Below are 5,700 nucleotides of genomic sequence, written 5' to 3' on the forward strand. Positions count from 1 at the left end.
CCCTGTCAAGGTGGAGGCCGCGGGTTCAAATCCCGTCAGGACCGCTGCAGCCCGTATGAGCTGCGTGGCTGGGTAGCTCAGTTGGTACGAGCGATCGCCTGAAAAGCGATAGGTCGCCGGTTCGATCCCGGCCCCAGCCACTTCCCTGAACGTCCCGGACGGCACGCTGTCTGGGACGTTCTCGTCGTGCGTCCCAGCAAAGAGATGCCTCCGACTGCTATCAGTCTCGGATGCTTCATGTGCTGACACGTCAGCACCGGGATGCCCCGGTTACGGAGCGTCGAGCCCCGCCGCTCCCGCGCGGAACCCGTGCTGCTCCGCATGCGCAACCCGCTGCCCGGACCGTTCCCGCCCCGTTCACAGACCACCTTCACCAGCTTCACGAACCGATCCATACGCAAGTCCGTGAACGTCTCAACCCATACCGGCTCAGCCCGCAACGCCCCACCCGTACAGGCAAAATGCCCAATCCGGAGCCTTCTTCAGCACCCTTTAGCCAATAGTGACGTCGCCGACGACGTAGCCTGGAAGTGTGACCTCGAATCCTGAACCTGCCACGACCCGGTTGCGAGTGTCTGTCATTGCCCGATCTGGCGAGGTCGAGCTGCAGGACCAGGCGGTAACGGTAGCTTCTGGGCCGATCGTCCTGAGCGTGATTGGCCATGCCGGCCGCAGGATTCGGGTCGACGGCGTCGACCGTCGGCTCTCTGCGGGCACCACGGGCGTCCTCGCACTCGACTACACAAGGTCGACGGGCTTCCACCGAGTCGAGATCAACGGCCAGGTGTTTTGGTTCGCCACCGAGGACCACAAGCTGCGGCTCGAGGGCATCACGCGAATGTTGAGCCACCTCGAACACCTGGGCACCGGCTGGACCGGGCAGGCCCTGTTCTCGGACGGCAGCGGCTTTCTGGACCCACACGTCGTCTACGGCTGGTTTGACGCGAACGCGGACGAGGCGTTGAACGCCATCGAAGGCGTCCTCGCCGCCCCGAGGACCAATGACGCCTCAATCCACGTGCTGAGCCGCCGCGGCGGGAGCTCCGTTCTGACGGTCCCTACGATGCGATTCCTTAGGTCCGACCCCCAGCGGAACGTGGTCGAGCAGGAAGGCGGTCTACTGACCGTCGCGGGGCGCGCTTACAACCCTGCTCGAGTGGTCGCCCGCCGCCGTCAGCGCACTGTGGACACAGTGGCCAACCGGCGCGCGGTGCATCTGCTGGGTCTCCTCCACCAGATGTTGTCCGAGCTGATGCGCGCGCAGCTCCCTGCTGTGCCGAAGGCCCGGTGCCGGCTGTGGCGCGAGCGCGTCGGACGCCTCTCCACCCAGCCGCTCGCCGTCAAACTCCGGCTGAGGCCCAGTGCGCTGGCGCTGCCGCGTGAAGGGCCCGAGTTCACTGACCGCAGCTACATCAAGGTCTTTGACCTCACGCGGACGGCCAGCGGGTTCGGATGGGCCGCGAGCGTGGACCCGGCACGCCGGTACAGCTACATCGAGAGTGCCGACCGAATCTACCAGGCCTACGCGGCGCACCGGGTCGCTTCGGTGCTCGGGCTCGCACAGACGTCCGGGGCGTTCGGGGCCGCCCCTCTTGCATTCACGGGACCCAAGTTCGACCTCTACTACGACGCGGTTCCCCCCGTCAACGTCGTCGCCTCATGGCGGGCTCAGACCCCAGTGCCCGACGCGTCGAGGCCTGATCTGCTGCTCCACGAGCGGGCAACGGGGAAGGTCGCCGTACTCGACGCCAAATACAGGGTCGGCAGCGACGGCCACGCCTCGGAAGACAGCCGGAAGGAGGTCGCCGCCTACCAAAGCCTCTACGGGCTCTCCTCGGTCACGATCCTCTACCCGGGTGCGGGGAGCGACACGAGGGTGATCTCCGACCATGGCCAGAGCGTGATCGAGGTGCCGGTCGTCGATCCGAACGATGGCCTTGACCAGGCGATGAGCCTGGTCCTAGACCGCCTGCAGTCGCCCCCGTACCTTTAGGGACGGCTCAGAGGAGGGGCAGGAGCTCGTCGGAAGGACCCGACATCGTCTGGTCAATCAGGCGGCCGATCTCCTCCGCGTTGGGCAGGGCCGCCGAGGCCTCGAGGAGCGGCTGAGCGTCGGAGTGGGCACCCCGGAGTTGGTGCACGATCTTGTCCGCGACAGCGTTCCCCAGAGCTGTGAGCTCGGCATGCGCGTCCCGCTCGGACATTACGAGCGCCATCACGACGTCGCGGAGGATCCCAAGCGTGAACCACGACCGCCCGCTCGTCGTGTCGAGGACGGCGTTAGACACGGCTACGAGGGCCTGCTGGGCCTCGGGGCTGAAGTCCCCGAAATCGGACACCGAGCGAAGGGCAGTGAGCCGGAGGGAGTCGAACTGCGACGCGTGGCCGGCGCTCTGCCGACCCTCGACGCGCTCACGCTCGTTGGCGATCAGGGTCTGGACTGCTCCGGCCACGGCGGTGCCGGGGTCGTCCTCATATCGGTCGCCGAGGACGTTTGGCATCGTGATGGTGGTCGATCTCCGCTTGGTCGGCGAGCTGACACGAGTACGAGTTTCGGGCTCGTCGCGGAAAGAGTTGCAGGTCGCTATGACGAACGTGTCGATGGGCAGGCTGGCAACTTCCCCGTCCGGCAGTCGAACGATCCTCTCGCGCTCCTGGGTAGCGACGAGCACCGCGGACAAATAGGTCTCCACCGAGGCCAGGTTGAACTCCTCGAAGATGACGACGCGGGCTTCCAGTGGCGCATCGTCGAGCAGAATCTCGCGGGCGAAGTCCTGGAGGTGGACCGTCCCGTCGAGGCGCTCGTACCCGATCAGCTCAGCCTCGTCGAAGTCGGCCCGCACCGGGATCATCAGGGGCGCGTCCAGGTCGAACTCCCGCTCCATCGCGTTGCCCAGCAGGGTGGCGAACAGGGTCTTGCCGGTGCCAGGCTGGCCGACCAACACGACCAGGTCACCGCGGAGCCACGCTGTCACGACGCGGCCCACAAGCCCCGGCGGGAGCTGGAAGCCCTTCGCCTCTACTCGGCTTTCGAGCGTGCCGATGACCGTCGACAGGTCGTCGGTGACGCTCGGAGCCGGCGGTAGGACCCCAAGCTGCTGGTAGGTCTCGTCGGACACGGGATCGGCTGCGAACGCGACGGATCGGTACTCAGCCGGGACATCGTCCGTGAAGATCGTCCCGATTAGGTCGCCGCGGTCTGGCTTGAACTCGTGCTTGAACCAGGCGTCGAGCTTGTCGATGTCCTCAGGGGCGGGACCGAGGTTCGCGGCGGCAAGGATGGCGGGGTCGATCGTCGAGGTGTCGACGTCACGGCCTATCCAGAGCGCCAGATCGATCAGCCGAACGGGCTTCTTCGTCTCCGCTAGCAGGTCTGCACCAGCGCTGGGCATGAGACCCCAGACGTCCCCCGGCAGCCCAGTCTGGGCAGGCTTGCGCTGGACCAGCACCTTGCCGCGGCCCGCGCGCTGGCCGCGCTGCCGCTGGAGGCCACCGCCGGTGAACTTCCGCGTCTGCCAAGGAGTGTCGTCACTCCAAATCGCGCGGTACGGACGGTGCGGGTCGGGAGCCCCAGGCAGCTCGTAGAAGTCCTTGAGATATTGCTCCTCAACACCGCCGCCGTACGGGACCTGATCGGTCGTGGGGTCGACGTTCTGGTGCTTCGCTTCGCGGAGAAGCGCCGGCAACGTCACAACAGTTAGGGCGTGGGCCCCCTCGATGGCGTTGACAGCCGCGAGGAGGAGATGAGCAGGCACGTAAGGCATAGGCACACCGTACTTGGAGAGCCTCCCCCACACGGACGGATCAGCCGGCCGGCTTGCCGAGTTTCTCCATGTTCTCCGAGATGAGCTCACAGAAGTCCGGGTTGAGCTCGATCCCCACCGATGACCGCCCCATCTCGTCGGCGACGTACATGGTGGTCCCGCCGCCCACGAACGGATCGAGGACGGTGCCGCCCTCCGGGCAGCCTGCCGCGATACAGCGCTCAACCAGTGCGCGCGGGTATGGGGCGAAATGTGTGCCACGGGCGAGCGACCTGCGATCCGGCTCGATGAACCACACGTCCTCCTCGCCACCGAGGCCCTCACGATCGAAGAAATAGCGAGGCGATTTGGAGAACAGGAAGACGTGCTCGTACTTGCGCCAGGGGCGGTCCTTGCTCGTCGGCTCAGGGATCGCGGACTTCCGGACCCAAATGATGGTGCTCCGCAGCGTCCAACCGTCCGCCTGCATCGCCAGCGCGACACGCCACGGGATCCCGATCAGCGACTTGCGAGGGAGCCCGAGCCCGGGGCCATCCACAGCGCGGAGGCCTGGCAGACGACGGCTGCGGTGCTTCTCGTCCTTGCCGTGGGGGCGGCCCTTCGCGCTGTAATAGGTGTCACCGAGATTAAGGAAGACGACGCCATCGTCGGTGAGCGCCGGCTTTATCGCTGCGAACGTCTCGCGGAGGTTGTCGACGTAGCCGTCAATAGTGGGCTCGAGCCCAAACTGGCCGTCGACCTCGTAGTCACGCTGCCAGTAGTAAGGAGGGCTGGTGATCACACAGTTGATCGAACCGGGCGCGAGGGTGCTAGCAACCTCCTTGCTATCGCCTTTGAGGACCGTCCACGAGGTACCGCTCTCGCGCTTGCCCGAGCCGTACAGGGGGTTGTCTTGGTTGAAGTCTTCGTCATGCACAGCAGACAGGATCGCACTAGGTACCGACATTCCATCAGTGTAAGACATCTCCGACGGGAGATCGAGCCACAGCGCCAACATGTCGCGTTCCCGATCCGATGTCCCGAGACTCAGTCCGGAGATCGTAGGCTCAGGGCGTGTCGAATAGAGTCGAGAGCAGCCTGCGGGACCTCGCCGTGAACCTTGTAGGCCCTGCGGAGATTGGAGAGCTACTCGGCGTCGACGCGAACACGATCAACGTCTGGAAGGCGCGGCATCCGCAGTTCCCTATGCCAGTGCGACGTCTACGCTCGGGCGATATTTGGGACAAGCGCGAGGTCATCGCCTGGGCTACGGCAACGGGTCGCTATACGGCCGGGGGGGAGAACGACCCCGCTTCCACAGAGAACTAAAAGGTCACTTTCATCCTGATCTTACCGCTTTCCCCCGACGCACTGCCGCTCCCTCGTCCCTCCCATATTGGACTCGCGCGTGGCGCGAGGGTGCAAGGCGGCCGTCTGGGAGCGCTTCGAAGAAGGCGGCACCAGAAACCTCAGGGTCGTCCGCGGGACGCCGACCTTGCAGTGCTTGACACGTCACCGGATCAGCCCCGGCCTCATCCCGGCTCACCGCTCGCCCGGGAGATCGCTGTCGTAGTACGTGTCCGTACGTCCGGCGTAGCGCGTTGTGGAACAGCTCACCAGGGTGGGCCATTGTCACACGACGATCTCTGACGGCGCGGAGAACCGCTCAAGGTTGCTTGGGCAACGACTCAGACGCAGTGCTGGCATGTCAGCACCGCACCCAGACCGGGGCCGATCGAGAGCGATCGAGAGAGACGGAAACTGGGATCATTGCACGACTCTTTTACATACCTGCAGGTCAGCCAGGTAACAGTTTCGGGTTCGAATCCCGTTGGGGGCACGCTTAACCGTGTGCGAGACTTGTCTCGCACATTAGCTAGGTCCTGTGGAGCAGTTTGGAGTGCTCGCCACCCTGTCAAGGTGGAGGCCGCGGGTTCAAATCCCGTCAGGACCGCTG

3 protein-coding genes and 2 tRNA genes are annotated in these 5,700 nt (G+C 65.3%); 3 read left to right on the forward strand and 2 right to left on the reverse strand.

Features of this window, described 5'->3' with window-relative positions; genetic code table 11:
• The first annotated feature begins 66 nt into the window (after positions 1 to 66).
• Both VN520_RS23990 and VN520_RS23995 read left to right on the forward strand, forming a co-directional pair.
• Positions 67 to 140 (forward strand) — tRNA-Phe (locus VN520_RS23990).
• Positions 141 to 652: 512 nt separating this feature from the next.
• Positions 653 to 1,993, forward strand: a complete 1,341-nt coding sequence (locus VN520_RS23995) for a DUF2357 domain-containing protein (RefSeq protein WP_325749007.1) — start codon at positions 653 to 655, stop codon at positions 1,991 to 1,993.
• 7 nt (positions 1,994 to 2,000) lie between these two features.
• Here the strand turns inward: VN520_RS23995 and VN520_RS24000 are convergent, their stop codons facing one another.
• Positions 2,001 to 3,764 carry an AAA family ATPase gene (locus tag VN520_RS24000; RefSeq protein ID WP_325749008.1) on the reverse strand — a complete coding sequence of 588 codons (1,764 nt, stop codon included), beginning with the start codon at positions 3,762 to 3,764 and terminating at the stop codon, positions 2,001 to 2,003.
• 40 nt (positions 3,765 to 3,804) lie between these two features.
• Positions 3,805 to 4,761: a site-specific DNA-methyltransferase gene (locus VN520_RS24005; protein WP_325749009.1), complete on the reverse strand. Its 957-nt coding sequence runs from the start codon at positions 4,759 to 4,761 to the stop codon at positions 3,805 to 3,807.
• An 861-nt stretch (positions 4,762 to 5,622) separates the two neighbouring features.
• Here VN520_RS24005 and VN520_RS24010 point away from each other — a divergent pair.
• A tRNA-Asp gene (locus VN520_RS24010) sits at positions 5,623 to 5,697 on the forward strand.
• Positions 5,698 to 5,700: the final 3 nt, after the last annotated feature.

It is taken from the genome of Streptomyces sp., assembly GCF_035563135.1.
Taxonomy (GTDB): Bacteria; Actinomycetota; Actinomycetes; order Streptomycetales; family Streptomycetaceae; genus Streptomyces.

What these genes read in the sequence shown, in the direction of transcription:
- VN520_RS24000 (WP_325749008.1), bottom strand. Translation starts at nt 3,764, where the DNA reads ATGCCTTACGTGCCTGCTCATCTCCTCCTCGCGGCTGTCAACGCCATC.
- VN520_RS24005 (WP_325749009.1), bottom strand. Translation starts at nt 4,761, where the DNA reads ATGTTGGCGCTGTGGCTCGATCTCCCGTCGGAGATGTCTTACACTGAT.